The organism is Pseudoalteromonas sp. Z9A5, from assembly GCF_011378875.1.
Lineage (GTDB): Bacteria > Pseudomonadota > Gammaproteobacteria > Enterobacterales > Alteromonadaceae > Pseudoalteromonas.
Genome location: NZ_WTLC01000062.1, coordinates 412 through 17921, shown reverse-complemented (window position 1 = coordinate 17921; position 17510 = coordinate 412). Strand labels below are relative to the sequence as shown.

Genomic DNA, 17510 nt, shown 5'->3' with positions numbered 1-17510 from the left:
TAAAAATACCCTCATAATCAAAAGATGATAAGGGTATTGTGAAGCAACCAAAAGATCGGTCAACCGATCAAAAATACCTTAACTGATCGGTGTTAACTTTTATAGTGGCTTTTTTGTGGGCTAGCTATGCAGCTGAGTTAATACTTCGCTAGGTGTTTTATTAAAGTGGCGTTTAAATTCGCGGCTAAACTGCGATGGGCTGGTATAACCTACTTTTAATGCTGCTTCGTTGGCTTTACTGCCGCTGGCAGTAATGAGTTCTTTTGCTTTAGCTAAGCGTACTTTTTTTAAGTACTGCAATGGCGACTCAAAAGTAACTTGCTTAAAGGCACGATGAAACGACGATACACTCATGTTTACATCTTCCGCTAAACCTTCAACAGTTATTTGGTTGGCATAACTACTGTGCATAGTAGATAGCGTACGTGCTATGCGAGCATAATGTCCATCATGCATCGCAAGACCTATTAAGGTGTTGCCTTGAGGGCCGCAAAGTACGCGATATACCAATTCTTTTACTATATCTTCGCCAAATATCTCTGCCTCAAGTGGGTTATTTAACACAGTTAATAACCGATGAGTAACGAGCTCCATTGCTGTATCTAGAGTTGCGGACTGCACTGCACCAATTTGTGTTGACGACGATGACACTGAAAGAGGCTTATGCTGCATTATTTGATTAACGAGTTTGTGTAGCATTGCAGGGTTTATATCTATGGCAATTCCCATAACGGGTAAATCGTTATCGGTAAATGCTTCACACTCTAATGGCACCGGTACGCCAAGGACTAAGTAGTCGCCTGCGCCGTATTTTATTTGATGTTCAGGAAAGTGAATTATTTTATGACCTTGCCCAACAATAATAATACCTGAGTTATATATAAGCGGCTGACGAGATGAACTTTTAGTTGCTCGATGAAAATACACGCCTGGAATAATAGTTTCCATGGTGCCTTCAAAGCTGAGTAATTGATTATGCTCGGCGTATTGTTGCAACATATTGGCTATGGTGGGCATAAAAGGCATCTTTAATTGAGTGTATTTTGCGTAAAATAACAATGTTGATAGTTTTAGGCAAGCTTTTGCGAGTTATTGGGCTTTTTTTATGTTTGTTTTGCCACTAATATGCACACATCGATACTTTATTAGATACTTTGATTAGGTAACTAAGTAAAGTACTCAGCAATTAACCGTCACCTAGGAGCAAAATAATGAAATTTAGCTACGTAAATCCAACACTTATCCAGTTCGGCCAAGAACAAATTGCCTCACTAACTGATTTGATCGCAAAAGATCAAAAAGTACTTGTAGTGTACGGCGGCGGTTCAATTAAAAAGAATGGCGTGTACGACCAAGTTGCAGCAGCACTTGAAGGCTTTGATTGGGTTGAGTTTTCGGGCGTTGGCGCTAACCCAACAATTGAAGTGTTAGACCAAGCAGTAAAAATTTGTAAAGAACAAGGTATCGACTTTGTACTAGGTGTAGGCGGCGGTTCAGTAATCGACGGCGTTAAATACATTGCAGCGTCTGCGGTTTATGATGGCGAAGGTTGGGATATTCCTACTGGTAAGCACACTATTACTAGCGCATTACCAATTGGTGCAATATTAACATTGCCTGCAACGGGTTCAGAGTCTAACCAAAACTCAGTTGTGAGCAAAGAAGCAACGAAGCAAAAACTACCGTTTGCATCACCAGAAGTACTTCCTAAATTTGCGATTATGGACCCTGATGTAATGAAAACATTACCGCAGCGTCAACTTGTAAATGGTTTAGTAGATGCATGGGTTCATACATGTGAGCAGTACCTAACATTCCCTGAAACGGCATTGGTTCAAGAAGGTTACGCAGAGGCACTTTTAAGAACGCTTAAAACATTAGGCGACAACTTTGAAAATCAAGACGATGCATGGCGTGCAAACCTTATGTGGGCAGCTAACCAAGCACTTAATGGTTTAATTGGTTCTGGTGTATCGCAAGATTGGGCAACACACATGATTGGTCATGAACTTACAGCCGCTTACGGCGTTGACCATGCTCGTTCACTTGCTATTGTTCAGCCTTCTTTACTACGCAACCAATTTGCAGTTAAAAAAGCAAAACTAGAGCAAATGGGTAAAAACGTATTTGGTCTTGAGCAATCTGACGACTTAGCTGAGAAAACAATTTTAGCAATCGAAGCGTTTTACCACAGCCTTGACGTAGCTACTGTGCTTACTGAACATGGCGATGATAAAGCCGCTGCTATTGACAATATTATTGGCAAACTTGAAGCACACGGCATGCTGGCACTTGGTGAAAACCAAGCTATTACGCTTAAAGAAAGCCGCGAAATTTTAGAGCAAGCAGTTGCTTAATTTTCAAAGCTAAGCGCTTACTTAAATATACTAAGTTTTAGCGTTAATAAAAAACCGTCAACCTTTAGGTTGGCGGTTTTTTTATGGTTTATTATAAATACTGCGTTGCTAATTAACCAATAAATTCCGTATTAATGTTTTTAAATGATGATAGTAAACTGTGCTCAACGGTTAAGAACAAATCTAACGTTTAAATAAATTAAAACAGGACTAAAATTCATGAAATTACTAAACACATTACTTAGCTCAAGAGCAGGCGTAGCAGCATTAATTTTACGAGTGCCAGTTGGTCTTATTTTAGCGGCGCATGGTGCACAAAAACTATTTGCTTGGTTTGGCGGTTACGGGCTTGAAGGTACAGGCCAATGGATGGCAAGTATGGGATTAGAGCCAGGTTATTGGTTAGCAATGATGGCTGGCAGCGCAGAATTTTTTGGCGGCATTGCATTGGCAATTGGTTTATTAACACGCCCAGCAGCTGTAGTTGCTGGCTTTACTATGCTGATTGCTATTTTTAGCGTACATATTAGTAATGGCTTATTTATGGCAAACAATGGCTATGAATACGCATTAACGTTACTAGTTGTGACTGTGGTTTTAGCAATTCAGGGAGCGGGAAGCTTTTCGCTTGATAATGTATTAGCTAAAAAACTAGCTAAAAAATAGCGTTTTTAATTAAAAATAGCGGCCAATTTGGCCGCTATTTTTGTAGGTTAACTACTAAATTATTTAGCTGAAAAAGTTAAAGAATAACTGTACTGCTTTTGCTCAAGTAAATATTCTTTATGGGTACTTGGGCTCCACGAATCATCACCACCTACGCCCATATGTTGATGATCAATGTGTACATGTATGCAATTATCAGCAATTAGTTCGTTAGTGTGTTTCGCTTGCGTTAGCATACTTTGCGAATAAGCACTGGCTGCAAACAAAAACGCGCCAGTCACGGTTAAGTTATTAATACTCAGTAATTGGCAATCGCTACGCAGACCATTATCAGTTGGGAATATATACGGTGTATGTAGCTCATTTAAGTTCAAACTGTAATAACCTAAACGTGCGGCGGCTTTGCGATCTGGGTAGTTTTCAAAAGGACCTAAACCCAGCCAGTTTACTTTTGTATCGCTTTGCTTGTTAAGCGTTGTACTTAGCCCTATACGCGGCATTGGCGGCAGAGTATCGTTTAAGTTCACGTCAATATTTAGGCTAATATTACCGGTATTATTTAGTGTATATAACCACTGTGTTTGAGCTTGTAGCACGCCATTAAACTCGTAATTAAATACACAAGTAATACGTACATCAACACTTGATTGCACTGCGTGAATTGAGCTGCATGTGCGCTGCCATTGCCCTATACCTGCACGCAACCAACGTGCCTCCCATGCATTAGGGTCTAGATTGTCTACTTCGCTTACGCCAATGTCGTTATCAAGTGGGGCACGATAAAAGTTATCAACCAGTGGGCTACTAATAACCTGAGTATCGTTTTGTAACCACTGCTCTATAAGCCCTGATTGCTTGCTAAAAATAAGTTTAAACTTATCGTTTTCAATACTTAGGTGGGAGTCGGTTTCATTAACACTTATAGCGCTTTGCTTAGAGGTTGGTGTAAATGATTTATCGTTTAAATTATTACTGTTCATTAGCTTAAACTGCTCGGTATCCATAATATGTTGAGCGTTTGCAAAGTGTGAGTCGTTAATTAGTGCTACATCTAAATTAAGGTAATATTGCGCACCTTGCTCAAACGCTGTTTTAGTTTTAATCGTTAACGTGTGCGTACTTTGCGGGGCAATATTAAGTACATGCTCGCCTTGTTCAACACAGATGCCATTTTGCATTAGTTGCCAAATGAGCTTTTCGTTATCGGTGTGTCTAAATACGTAATCGCTAAATACATCAATGCTGTATTGGTTTTGATTTTGCTCACGCAGCGTAAATTGTAAATGCTGCTGGCTGTATTTAGCTTCAAACAGGCTAGGGTGCGGCGTGCGGTCTGGGAACAATAACCCGTTTATACAAAATTGACGGTCATTTAGTTCATCACCAAAGTCGCCGCCGTAAGCCCAATAATGCTTGCCGTTTTCGTCTGTTTTAGATAAACCTTGGTCTACCCAATCCCAAATAAAGCCGCCTTGCAGGCGTGGGTATTCTCTAAATGCTTGCCAGTAATCGTCAAAGCTACCTAGGCTGTTACCCATTGCATGGGCGTATTCACATAAAATAAGTGGGCGAGTTTCACCCGGTAGGCTTAGCCACTTTTTAATAGAGTATTTAGGTACCGCATCGTCTTTAATATCGGTATTTACACGGGCGTACATTGGGCAAATAATATCAGTAGCCGTTGTATTTGCGCCGCCGCCTTCGTATTGCACTGGGCGAGAGGGGTCAAAGCTTTTTGACCAGCCGTACATCGCATCATGATTTGCGCCGTGTCCGCATTCGTTACCCAATGACCAAATAATAATTGAGGCGTGGTTTTTATCGCGTTCAACCATTTGTGTATAACGCGACATAAATGCACCAGCCCACTGCGGGTCGCTTGCAAGCCTGCCCATAGGAAACATGCCATGGGTTTCTATATTTGCTTCATCAACTACGTATAAACCTAGCTGGTCACATAGCTCGTAAAAACGGGGATGATTAGGGTAGTGAGCAGTACGCACGGCGTTAAAGTTATTTTGCTTCATCAGCTTAATATCTTCAATCATATCGGTGGTAGTAACTGCATGACCATTTTCTGGGTGGTGTTCGTGGCGGTTAACGCCGCGTATAAGTAACGGTTTGCCATTTACACACAGTTGCCCGTTAAGCATTTCTACTTTTCTAAAGCCAATGTTATAGGCTTCAACGTCTACGGTATTGCCTTGCTCATCAAGCAGGCTCACAACGCAGCGGTATAAGTACGGGGTTTCGGCGGTCCATTTTTTAGGACTTTGTATATCAATTGCTTGAAATACTACATCGCTCCAGCCACCTTTTTCATCAACACGTTTATTGTTAGTGCTTTGAATTTGTGGCTCACATAGCGCCTGTTCGCCATCAAAAACTTGCACTGCTATTTGGTAGTTATTTGGCGCATTAATCGCCGTTTTTATATGTAGCGTTGCATCGCGATAGCAAGCGTCAAAATCGGGGGTTATAAACACATCACGTATTTGGTTTTGTGGTTTTGTAAGTAAGTTAACATCGCGAAAAATACCGCTTAGCCACCACATGTCCTGATCTTCTAAATAACTGCCATCGCTCCAACGAATAACCATAACGGCAATACGGTTAGTGCCAGCAACTAACAGTTCGCTTAAATCAAACTCGCTTGGTAAGCGGCTATCTTGTGAATAACCCACCCATTGTCCGTTACACCACAGGTGAAACGCCGAGTTAACGCCTTCAAAAATAATATGATTACGTTGAGTTAGCTGACTTTCGCTTATATTAAATTCAGTACGGTAACAGCCAGTAGGGTTATCGCTTGGTACAAAAGGCGGGTTAACTGCAAACGGATATTTAACATTACAATAAATAGGTTTATCAAAGCCGTGTAATTGCCAGTTAGAAGGCACTGTAATATTTTGCCAGTCGCTGTTTAGTGTTTCACTTAGCAACGATTCATCAACCGCTTCGGGTTTATCAAATAATTTAAAGTCCCATTGCCCATTTAAACACTGCTTTTGTGGCTGTGTATTGGTGCGAGCATGTTCAACGCTTTTAAAGCCATTTAATGGGCTGTGCGCTTTTACTTGATTAACTTGTACTGAAATTGGGTTTTCCCAATCGCGGCGATTAATTATGTGCTGTAAAGAGGTCATGTTTATCCTATTGCATAAGCGGGCAATTATAATGTGCTAAATATAGCTAAAAATAATCACAGGGGTTATGCTTAAAGCTCTCCTTTATTTATCCAAAACTATCATTGTAATTATGCGCTATAACATTAAAGACATACTCGATATTGGTCCGAGCTGTATAGAACGCTTTATTGATTCACCAACGCTCGCGCAAATGCCAAACCTTGAAATAGCACTTGCGGGTTGCTCAAACCTATCGGGTCGTTATTGCGTAGCACGCTCAGCACCGCTAGAACATACACTTTTTTATACACTTGCAGGGCAGGGTAAATTAACAACACAAAATGAGCAGTACACACTTAATGCCAATACACTTATTGTGCTACCAGCAAAGCAAAGCTTTGAAGTGAAAATTGATGCTGAACATTGGGATGTTATTTGGTTAAACCTTGCAAATACTAAACGTTGGCAGCATTTAAACTTAGCGCAAGCATTGGTATTAACCGAGCAAAAACTTGAACCGTTACACCTTGCTATGGAGCTTTTATATAGCGAGCCCAATGCTAATTTACGCGAAAGCGTAACGCCTATTTTAAGTCATTACTTAAATGCTACGCTGCAAAATAACTCACAAGGTGCGGCGCATAACCGTTTAATTAGTTTGTTTGAAGAGGTAGATAAGCGCTTACAGTTTGATTGGACAATAGAGGCAATGTGCGAACATGTACATTACTCATCGCCGCATTTACATCGTTTATGCCAAGCCCAATTTGGTAAAAGCCCTATACAACAACTTATTTATTTACGCATTGAACGGGCTAAAAACTTATTGTTAAACACGGCTTGGCCAATTTCGCATGTGGCAAGTTATGTGGGGTACTCTAATATTTTTAATTTTTCCAAACGTTTTAAGAAGTCGGTAGGTGTGTCGCCAAGCGAATTTAGAAAATAACGTTAACGGCTCTCTACATTTGAATAAATTTAAGGTATTGTGTGATTTCTTAAATTGCATTTTAGAGTTTTAGGTAGGTAATGCGTTCAAACCGTTTTTTAATAGTGATATTATTAGTGCTTGTGCACAGCTTTATTAGCTGTGATGGCGCTGCGTATCATTTGCAAGAAGACGTTGATCACGTAAACAGTTCGTCATCGCAAGGCGACTCCACAGCCGATGATAACCAAAGCGATAAAACATCGACTACCGAAATTCATGCCCACCAACATTGCCATTGTGGCTACAACAGCACCTCTAGCCATTCAATAAGCCCAGAGCAAAGTAAAGCAACTTCGCCTGCGTGCTATAACGGGTTAAATTACCCGCCAGATGTACCGCCACCCAATTCACTTAGTTAGTTTTTAATTTAATTTTAAATACTTTGTATATTACAGCCTGCGCTTATGCGTTGTTTAGGCTCTGTTATATGCATATTTAGGTTACTTGATGCACGTTTGGTTTTGATTTTTAAATGCCAATATCGTGCTCAAGTTAACTCTGTTTGTTAAAAAACGGACACGCTATATGAATAAAAAACCAATTATGCTGGTGGCACTAATGTGCGCGTTACCTGCTTTTAGTACTTTGGCGAATGTTAAAACATTAACCCTTAAACAAGCGCTGAGTAATACCGAACAACAAAATCTGGTATTAAAACGCTACCCTTATCATCAAAAAATATTGAGTGCGCTTAAAACCCAAGCTGCACTTTCGCCTAACCCTGTATTGAATGTTGAAGCCGAAAACTTACTGGGCACTAACAAGGCGCGTGGTATTCAAGGCGCTGAAATAACACTCGGGTTTAGCCAACTAATAGAGCTGGGCGATAAGCGCCAAAGCCGTATTAATTACGCAACCGCCAATATAAAAGCCCAAGCAATACAGTATGAAAATACCCGTTTAGCCTTATTAGCAACCACTGCTGAGCGATACTACCAAGGGCTTAAATTTCAAACCTTATTAAGTTTAAATAACGAGCGTAAACAGGTGGTAACCCAAGCGCTTAAAGCGATTGAACAAAGAGCTAATGCGGGTGCAGCGTCGCAAGCCGATGTAACGCGCATGCGTTATGCACTTAGCCAAGTAGAGCTTGATAAAGCCATGCTTAATAGTGAATTTGAGCGAGCAAGTTTATCGCTTAACGAGTTATGGAGTGAGGAGCAACCCTACGATACTTTTGCTGGCAATATTAATGCAATTACTGCGCTTAAATCAGCGCAAGCACTTTTAGATGCGGTTAACCAAGCCCCTGAATTTGCATTATTACAACAGCAATATTTACAGCAAACAGCTAATTTAACACTACAAAAAGCAAGCGGACAAACCGATATTAACGTAGGGGGAGGCGTGCGCTATAACCAGCAAAATGACTCCAGCTCGTTAGTGTTTTCGTTTTCTATGCCACTGCAATTAAGTAATTCTAATAGCGGCAATATTGCAGCTGCAAATAGTCAGCTCATGCTTTTAAATGAGCAGCAAGGGCAATTGCGCATCCAGCTACGCCAGCAAGTACGTACTTTGTACGCTTATTATCAAGGTAGAGCTAATCAGGCAAAGCTATTATCTGATCAAATTATTCCTCAGGCACAAACATTGATTGAGCAAAGCCTAAAAAGTTATCAACGCGGACAAATTTCGGTGTTGCAATTGCTTGATGCTCAACAAGCACTTTTTGATTCTAAACGCACACTTATTACAACTCACGCAGAGCTGTACCAAGTGCTACTTACTCTTGAGCGTTTAACAGGACAATCTTTAATTGAGACTCATCAATCATGAATAAAAATATAATCGCGTTATTAGTATCACTTTCGTTTGCCAGCAGCTTTGTAAGCACAGGTGTATTTGCCTCTGCTGAGCATGGCGAGTCAGGTCATAAAGAAACAGAACAACACGAGCAAAAGCAAGGTCCACACGGTGGCTTTTTATTAACGGATCCTAAATTAACCCTTGAGCTTAAATTACAAGAATTTGCAGGTAATGTTGAGCTGCGCGTATACGGCTATAAGCAAAATAAGCCAATTAATATAAACGACTTAAACATAACAATGAGTTTAAAGCGCTTAGTTGAAGCCCCGCAAAATATACAGTTTGCAGCTGAGGGCGACTACCTTGTGAGCACGCAATCAATTAACGAACCACATTCGTTTGCACTTGCCGTTACTGCTAATTATAAAGGCGAGAGTATTAGCTATGAATACGACCAACACGAAGGCCGTACCACGCTAACAGAGCGAGCTATTGAGCGCGCAGGTATTAAAACTGAGATAGCGCAAAGTGGTGAAGTGGATATTACCGATACGCTTTTTGGCGTTATTGCCCCAACGCAGCACGGCACGGTAGAAGTAATGGCGCCGTATACAGGATTGATCAGTGATATTTTTGTAAGCATTGGTCAAAACGTTAAAAAAGGCGAAGTACTTGCCAGCGTAACCAACCGTGAAACACTGCAAAATTACCCCATTAAAAGTCCAATTAGCGGTGTTGTAACCGAGCAATACTTAAAGCGTGGCGAGCTTGCAAGCACCAGTGCACTAATGCAGGTAGTTAACCTTGATAAAGTATGGGTTGAGTTATCGGCTTTTCCTGAAAACATTGAAAAGCTAGCCATTGGTCAAAGCGCTAAGGTGTACGACCTACATCACCATTTAAATACGCAAGGCAAAGTGTTTTTTATAGCCCCAATGATGACAGGCGGGCACATAGCGCGTGCCCGTATAGAGCTTAATAATCCAGACGGGCATTGGCGCCCAGGCATGCATATAAATAGCGATGTAAGTGTGGCTAAAATAAATGCCAGCGTACGTGTTAAGCCACAAGCAATTCAAGAGTTTAACGGTCAACCCAGTGTGTTTGTTCGTAAAAATAATGTATTTGAAGTGCGCCCCGTTACCTTAGGTGCAAAAAATAGCGAGTGGGTAGAAGTACTTGCAGGCTTAAACGCGGGTAGCGAATACGTAACAGACAATAGTTATGTCATTAAAGCCGATATTTTAAAAAGCGGCGCAAGCCACGCTCACTAGGAGGCACCATGATTAATTGGATAGTTTCTTTTGCGGTTAAACGCCGCATGCTGGTGCTTGCGCTTACATTTTTATTTGCTGGATTTGGTGTATACAACATTCAAAATTTAGCGGTAGACGCAGTACCCGATATAACCAACGTACAAGTGCAAATTAATACCAAAGCGCAGGGCTTTACGCCATTAGAGGTAGAGCAACGCATTACCTACTTAGTAGAAACCGCCATGGCGGGCATACCTAAGCTTGATTACACCCGTTCGCTTTCGCGTTATGGGCTTTCGCAAGTAACGGTTATTTTTGATGAAGGCACCGATATTTATTGGGCGCGTCAGCAAATTGGTGAGCGTATTCAAAGTATTCGCTCCGACTTACCTAATAACGTAGAGCCAAACTTGGGTCCTATTGCCAGTGGTTTAGGCGAAATATTTACTTATAGTGTGCACGCCGCGCCTAATGCGTTAAAAGAAGATGGCACTGCCTACAACGCCGAAGACTTACGTACTTTGCAAGATTGGGTTATTCGTCCGCAGCTTTTAAAAGTAAAAGGCGTAACCGAAATAAACAGCCAAGGTGGTTTTGAGCGCCAGTACCAAGTAGCGCCAATGCCCGAAAAACTACTCGCTTATAAGCTCACGCTAAGTGATGTTATTACGGCACTTAAATTAAATAATAGTAATCAAGGTGCGGGGTTTATAGAGCGCTTTGACGGGCAATATTTAGTGCGCTCACCTGGGCAATTAAAAAGCATTGATGATATAGCCAATACCGTTATTGCTAAGCGCGATGATGCACCGGTACGCATTAAAGATGTAGCAAATGTGCATTTAGGCAAAGAGCTTAGAACCGGCGCAGCCACTTATAATGGTGAGGAAACTGTGCTCGGTACCGCGATGATGCTAATTGGTGAAAACAGCCGCGTAGTGGCAAAAGCTATGGCTGATAAGTTAGTTGATGTGCAAAAAAGCTTACCCGCTGGCGTTATTGTTGAAGCGGTTTACGACCGTACTACTCTTGTTGATAAAACCATAGCAACCGTGCAAACCAACTTATTTGAAGGTGCCGTTTTAGTGATAGTGATTTTGCTATTACTGCTGGGCAATGTAACGGGCGCGCTTATTACGGCAATGGTTATTCCGTTGAGTATGTTGTTTGCCGTTACAGGTATGGTGGGTAATCGCGTATCGGGTAACCTAATGAGTTTAGGCGCAATCGACTTTGGTTTAATTGTTGATGGCGCTGTAATTGTTGTTGAAAACTGCCTGCGCCAACTCGGTGTAGCTCAGCATAAACATGGCAGGCTACTTACCTTAAACGAGCGTTTAAATGTAGTGACCGCAGCCACCAAAGAAGTATTTACACCGGCTGTATTTGGCATTGTTATTATTATGCTGGTTTACTTACCTTTATTTGCACTAAGCGGCGTTGAAGGCAAAATGTTTCAGCCAATGGCATTTACTGTAGTTGCGGCGTTAATTGGCGCGCTTATATTTGGCGTTACCTTTGTACCGGCTGCTATTGCAGTGTTTGTTCGCGGTAAGGTTGATGAAACCGAAAACGCAGTCATGCGCGGCGTTAAAAAAGTGTATAAGCCATTACTTGGTATATCGCTTAAATTACCGTGGCTGATGGTGGGTATTGCCACTGCATTAGTATTAGTGCTTGGTTTTAAAGTTAAAAACATGGGCGCAGAATTTTTACCGAAACTTGATGAGGGTGATATTGCTATGCACGCGCTGCGCATTACTGGCACTGGTATTGAGCAATCTGTGCAAATGCAAAAAGAACTTGAACAAGCCATATTAGATCAGCCTGAGGTTGCTAACGTATTTTCAAAAATTGGTACTGCCGATGTAGCAAGCGATCCTATGCCGCCCAATGTTGCCGATACTTTTTTAATACTCAAACCGCAAGAAAAGTGGCCTAATCCAGCACTTACTAAGGCAGAGTTGGTTCAACAAATTCGTACCCGTGTTAACGATGTACCGGGTAATAATTACGAATTTACACAACCAATAGAAATGCGCTTTAACGAGTTAATTGCTGGCGTGCGCGCTGATGTGGCACTGCGTATTTATGGTGACGACTTAAGCGTACTTAAAGAGTTTGGCGAAAAAGCCACAGGGCTAATGCGTAATATTGCAGGCGCTACCGATGTACGTTTGGAGCAAATGGAAGGATTGCCAACACTTTCGGTAACACCAATGCGCGACCACATGGCGTTACTGGGTTTAAGCGTAAACGATATTCAACAAACACTTGCCGCCGCTGTTGGCGGCGTGCAAACCGGGCTAATTTACGAGGGCGATAAACGCTTTTCGTTATTTGTGCGCCTTGATAAACGTTGGTCTAGCGATGTATCAGCACTTGCTCGTTTGCCAGTTGCTTTACCTAAAGATAGTAACCCAGAACTTGCGTTTGTACCGCTTGGCGAAGTGGCAACAATTAGCATTGAAAAAGGGCCTAATCAAATAAACCGCGAAAGCGGTAAGCGTAACGTAGTGGTAACTGCCAATGTGGAAGGGCGCGATTTAGCAAGCTTCGTAAGTGATGCGCAAGCAAGCATGAATGAATCACTTAACTTACCAAGTGGCTATTGGCTTGAATACGGCGGCACGTTTGAGCAGCTACAATCGGCAAGTAAGCGATTGTCGTTGGTTGTGCCGGTCACTTTACTGCTTATATTTGGCTTACTGTATAGCGCCTTTGGATCGCTTCGTGATTCATTGATTATATTTAGTGGTGTGCCACTGGCATTAACGGGTGGTGTACTTGCTTTATTGCTGCGCGATATGCCGCTGTCAATCTCAGCGGGTGTCGGCTTTATTGCCCTAAGTGGTGTAGCGGTATTAAACGGCGTGGTTATGCTGTCGTTTATTAAGCAGTTACGAAGCGATGGTTTAAGTTTGTTTGATGCAATTCACAGCGGTGCATTACAGCGCTTGCGCCCAGTACTGATGACGGCGCTGGTGGCAAGTTTAGGCTTTATACCTATGGCGCTTAATTCGGGAACGGGTTCTGAAATGCAAAAACCTCTCGCCACCGTAGTGGTTGGCGGGATTATTTCATCAACTCTACTGACACTATTAATATTGCCTGCACTTTATAAATTAGTGCATTCTAAATTTACTAAAAAAGCAGAAGCTGAATTAGCTTAAATATTAGCTATTAATAATGTAATCAAAAAAGCAGCTGTACTTACAGCTGCTTTTTATAAACTAATTAATCAGAGTTTAGGTTAATTATACTGAAACAGATTATCCCAACGCTCATCTAATATCGTTTTTGCGTGTTCTAAACTCAGTGCGCTATACACTTCACTACCTTCTATTTCGTTACTACACGTTACCAAACGCATACGTACCAGCTTTTCAAGTGCGTCGCTAATTTCAAAATCAAGATCGCACTGGTATTTATTTTTAAACCAATGCTCTATTTGTTCATCAAGCGTTTGTGCGGTTAAGCCGCTTTCTGATTTTAGTAAAAAGGTATACGCAAGCAGGGCTTCTTTTATGTCTTCTTCTTCGGCGGCGTCAATAAGCGTATGAAAAACACCCGCGTTATTATCGAGGTTTTTAAAGTAGAGGTTATCGCTTAGGGCTTTCATAAATTTTATTTTACGGTTTTTAAACTTACTCCATTCTTTAAAAATAAAGCTGCCAAAAACCCCCATGCCAATAGCAAAGGTAATAAAATGTTGTTGGGTCATTTCCACAGCTTCACTTCTAAAACCACCCCAAAAAGCAAACAGAGCAAGCAATAATACGATTGATGCGCCAAGTTTAGTTATAAGTACCACTGCACCGCCAACTAAAGCAGATGAGCCAATAATTGCTTTATCAATAGGGCGCATGCGTACTTCACTATTAGGAAATAGCATTTCGAGATCGGCCTTTGGTACATTTTGAAACAGCTTTACTATGGTTGAACTTGGCTCAAATCCCATTGGCGTTTTATTTTTAGCTTCAAAATAAGCGCTATCTTTAAAGCGAATAAACACGGCAACACGGTCGTAATTAGTAAAGTGCAGCGGCTTTTTACGCAAGCCCCAAAAGCTGGTAATGGTTTCAGTGAGTTGCGACTCGCCACGGCGATAAAAAACCACTTCTTCAAAGTCGTCAAACTCAACTTCAAGGCGCACTTTAAATAGTGACTCTTCGTTTAATGCGTCTTGTAAGTCTTCATTTGTGATCACTTCAAAATTAGCTGCGTTTAATACTTTAGCAAAATCTTTAGCAAATTCATGTTGGCATTGTGCTTTTTGCTCAACAGATACAGGCGCTAAAGAGCGTGTATCGCTATTAGGATCAAATGGCGCATAGTTGTTTTTAAGTGACTCAAGTATTGAGTGGTAATCGTAATGAATAAGGCTAGCCAGTAAGTCGCAAAATTGTTTAAACGATGCTTGTTGTGTACTGCTTTTAAGCTCTTCGCTACACATGGCTACAATATCGTGTTTTCTGAATGGAATATAACGCGCGTTTTGCATAAATTAATAACTACTATTTGCGTGAAAGGGGCTGCATTTTGAGAACATAAAACAACCTATAAATTATAGTTAATATGTTAACATTTTTTAGTCTAGTTATTAACCATTTGTTTTTGTGAATATATTTTTTAAAAAATAAGTTTAAGAGTGTTTATTTGTTAGTAACAATTTTAGTATTGATTTTTATGTTATTTATAGTATAAAAGCATTTATATTAGTTTAAATTTAGCTAAATCAATATAAAAATCAATGTTACTTTTTTGTAAAATATTTTGGTTTTAATACTGCTTTTGTGTAAAATCATAATAAATAAGTTATTGTTAATTTAATAATAACGTTATCAATTGTTTAGGATCTACTTTGGAAATTTTAAATCAAGCTGTTGCGATTGTTGAACTACTTAATAATATCTGGGTTGTAATGGAAAATGGAGATTGGGTCGAAGTAGACTCAGTACCTGAGCAATTAAGAGACTTACCAGTATTAAATAGTAACGATATTGAACTTGAAGGTAATGAACTTGTATTCCCTGAAGGCAATAAAGAGTATACGGTACCGCAAGATATTATTGCACAACTCGTAACCGATTTAAGTCAAAATCCTTCAGATAGTCCACTCAGCCAAAATAATAACAATATAAAAATTAGCCAAATTGACGGAAGCCAAGCCGAAGTCGCATTTAAATTAATATCGCGTCATGCACAGAAGCTGATCCCTGACTCTGGTTATGAAACAACCCCCGATGTATTAAGTGAAGGGCAAGACGAAGACTTTATTGAATTTATTCCTGATCCCATATTTACCGTTGATCGCTTTGGTGGCGATAATATATTTATTAATAAATACGAAGCTGTTGCGTTAGAGTTTTCTGGCACTGTAGAAAATGTTGCCGACGGTGAAATTGTACAAATAATTCTAAGTGATCAAAGTGGCAATGAAATTATTGTTACCGCAGTAGTTCAAAATGGTATGTGGTTAGTAAGTAATGTTGATATTACTACATTGGATGATGGTCAAATAACTGCAACCGTTTCGTTAGTTGGCGGCAATGAAGAAGATGCAGCAAGTGAAACAAAAATAAAAGACACCGAAGCTAATATTTTCATTGATTTTGAAGATGGTCTAAATACAAATTCAGCTACCGAAATTGAAGGTGAAGTTGAAGATGTCCAAGACGGACAAATAGTTACTGTAACAATATTAGACGCATCAGGTGCTGTTGTTGCTACATACGAAACCACCATTATCGATGGGCAGTGGAGTATTGGTTCTCAGCCATTTGCAGATTTAGCCGATGGCGATTATTCGGTACAAGTGAGTACTATTGATATAGCCGGCAATGACACGCAAACTCAAAAATCATTTACAAAAGATACAACTGCAACTATTACCGTTGAAATAAGCGAAACTGACGATGGCGTAATCAACTCTGCCGAAAATATAGTGTTGGTGTCGGGTACGGTTGTAGGTATAGAAGATGGTCAAACGGTTGTAGTGATATTGCAAGATGCTGACGGCAATGAAATTACCGTTAATGCAATTGTTGAAAATGGTATGTATCAATTCGAAGCTGATATTTCTATTTTGAATAATGGCACTATTACAGCTACAGCTTCAGCCCAAGATCTACTTGGTAATAGCGCTACAGCACAAGATACTGTTGAGCAAGACAAAACCGCATCAATTAATGTTGAAATAGATAAAACCAGCGACGGTGTATTAAACGGTAATGCAGAAGACACAAACGTTACCATTAGAGGGTCAGTTGAAGGTATTGAAGATGGTCAAGTTGTTACCGTTGTTATAAACGACGGTGTAAATGCTCCGCTCACACTAACAGCAATTGTTGTTAATGGTTTATACGAAATTACAGGTATAGATCTTTCAACATTTAACGATGGAACGATTACAGCTACCGCAACCGCACAAGATTTAGCCGGAAATTCTGCAACTTCATTAGATGAAGTCCAACATGACAATTTAATTGATACCACTTTTACAGTAGAAGATACTGATGGCGTTATAAATAGCGCAGAACAAAGTAACGTAGCTTTAAGCGGAACTGTTGCTGATGTTGAGCCAGGTCAACAAGTAACGGTTACCTTTATTGATAGCAATGGTCAGCAAGTTATTGTAAATACTGAAGTTGACGAGAACGGAAATTGGCAAATAAGTGGTGATATAGAATCACTTATTGATGGCGAAATATCAGCACAAGTAAGTATTTTTGACGCAGCAGGCAACGAAGTAACAAAAAATGTAGCGCTCGTAAAAGACACTCAAAATACGCTTACACTAAATATTGATAAAACAAATGATGGCGTTGTAAATGGAAATTCTGAGAATACAGATCTCTCTTTAAGCGGCACCGTGGACGGTATTGAAGATGGTCAAGAAGTTACTATTATACTTTCTGATAGCGAAGGTAATGAAGTTCAAGTTACTGCTATTGTTGAAAACGGACAATATGAATTAACAGGAATAGATATTTCATCATTAGCAGATGGTGAAATAACAGCAACGGCAAACGTAGCTGATACCGCAGGAAACGCTATCCAAGCCGTAGATTCATTTTCGCAAGACAGTACCGCAGCTATTACAACTAGCATTGATAAAACTGACGACGGTATTATTAACGGCAACGGTGAAAGTTCCGCAATTGTTGTACGCGGTACAGTTACTGACGTTGAAGATGGTCAAACCGTTACTGTAACAATCAGCGACGGCGTTAATCCGCCAGTTGAAGTACAAGCAACCGTAATTAACGGCGAATACGTAACAGATCCAATTGATGCAAGCGCATTAAACGATGGCACATTAACCGCCACAGCAACTGCATCAGATGTGGCAGGTAATCCT

The 17510-nt window shown here is 40.5% G+C and carries 11 protein-coding genes; 8 read left to right on the top strand and 3 right to left on the bottom strand.

The annotated features are described in order from the left end of the window. Positions 1-120 precede the first annotated feature (120 nt). Entirely contained in the window at positions 121-1017 is an 897-nt protein-coding gene (locus GQR56_RS20030) for an AraC family transcriptional regulator (RefSeq protein WP_166114917.1), read from the bottom strand. A 194-nt stretch (positions 1018-1211) separates the two neighbouring features. Here GQR56_RS20030 and GQR56_RS20025 point away from each other — a divergent pair, with 194 nt between their 5' ends. Continuing rightward, complete coding sequence (locus GQR56_RS20025) at positions 1212-2357, top strand: iron-containing alcohol dehydrogenase (RefSeq protein ID WP_166114914.1); 1146 nt, start codon at positions 1212-1214, stop codon at positions 2355-2357. Between the two features lie 219 nt (positions 2358-2576). Continuing rightward, positions 2577-3023, top strand: coding sequence for a DoxX family protein (locus tag GQR56_RS20020; protein WP_024609749.1), 447 nt, complete (start codon positions 2577-2579; stop codon positions 3021-3023). A 59-nt stretch (positions 3024-3082) separates the two neighbouring features. Here GQR56_RS20020 and GQR56_RS20015 read toward each other — a convergent pair whose 3' ends face one another. Next, a complete protein-coding gene (locus tag GQR56_RS20015; protein WP_166114911.1) occupies positions 3083-6169 on the bottom strand; it encodes a beta-galactosidase in 3087 nt (1028 codons plus the stop codon). Positions 6170-6281: 112 nt separating this feature from the next. Here GQR56_RS20015 and GQR56_RS20010 point away from each other — a divergent pair, with 112 nt between their 5' ends. The 5 genes from GQR56_RS20010 to GQR56_RS19990 all read left to right on the top strand — a co-directional run bounded on the left by GQR56_RS20010 (position 6282) and on the right by GQR56_RS19990 (position 13320). Beyond that, complete coding sequence (locus GQR56_RS20010; RefSeq protein WP_166114909.1) at positions 6282-7100, top strand: AraC family transcriptional regulator; 819 nt, start codon at positions 6282-6284, stop codon at positions 7098-7100. A gap of 80 nt (positions 7101-7180) precedes the next feature. Beyond that, positions 7181-7501: a hypothetical protein gene (locus tag GQR56_RS20005; protein ID WP_166114905.1), complete on the top strand. Its 321-nt coding sequence runs from the start codon at positions 7181-7183 to the stop codon at positions 7499-7501. 166 nt (positions 7502-7667) lie between these two features. Next, positions 7668-8921 (top strand): TolC family protein, encoded by a 1254-nt coding sequence (locus tag GQR56_RS20000; protein ID WP_166114899.1) that lies wholly within the window; start codon positions 7668-7670, stop codon positions 8919-8921. Beyond that, on the top strand, positions 8918-10165 hold the full coding sequence (locus GQR56_RS19995) for an efflux RND transporter periplasmic adaptor subunit (RefSeq protein ID WP_166114896.1): 1248 nt from the start codon (positions 8918-8920) through the stop codon (positions 10163-10165). Before GQR56_RS20000 ends, GQR56_RS19995 begins: the two co-directional genes overlap by 4 nt. 8 nt (positions 10166-10173) lie before the next feature. Then, positions 10174-13320 carry a CusA/CzcA family heavy metal efflux RND transporter gene (locus GQR56_RS19990; RefSeq protein ID WP_166114892.1) on the top strand — a complete coding sequence of 1049 codons (3147 nt, stop codon included), beginning with the start codon at positions 10174-10176 and terminating at the stop codon, positions 13318-13320. 80 nt (positions 13321-13400) lie between these two features. On the opposite strand, the gene GQR56_RS19985 is transcribed toward GQR56_RS19990, so the two are convergent. Continuing rightward, positions 13401-14651: a TMEM143 family protein gene (locus GQR56_RS19985; protein WP_166114889.1), complete on the bottom strand. Its 1251-nt coding sequence runs from the start codon at positions 14649-14651 to the stop codon at positions 13401-13403. Between the two features lie 360 nt (positions 14652-15011). On the opposite strand from GQR56_RS19985, the gene GQR56_RS19980 reads away from it, so the two are divergent. Beyond that, positions 15012-17510, top strand: a 2499-nt coding sequence (locus tag GQR56_RS19980) for an Ig-like domain-containing protein (protein WP_240920959.1), incomplete at its 3' end; no start/stop codon positions are given.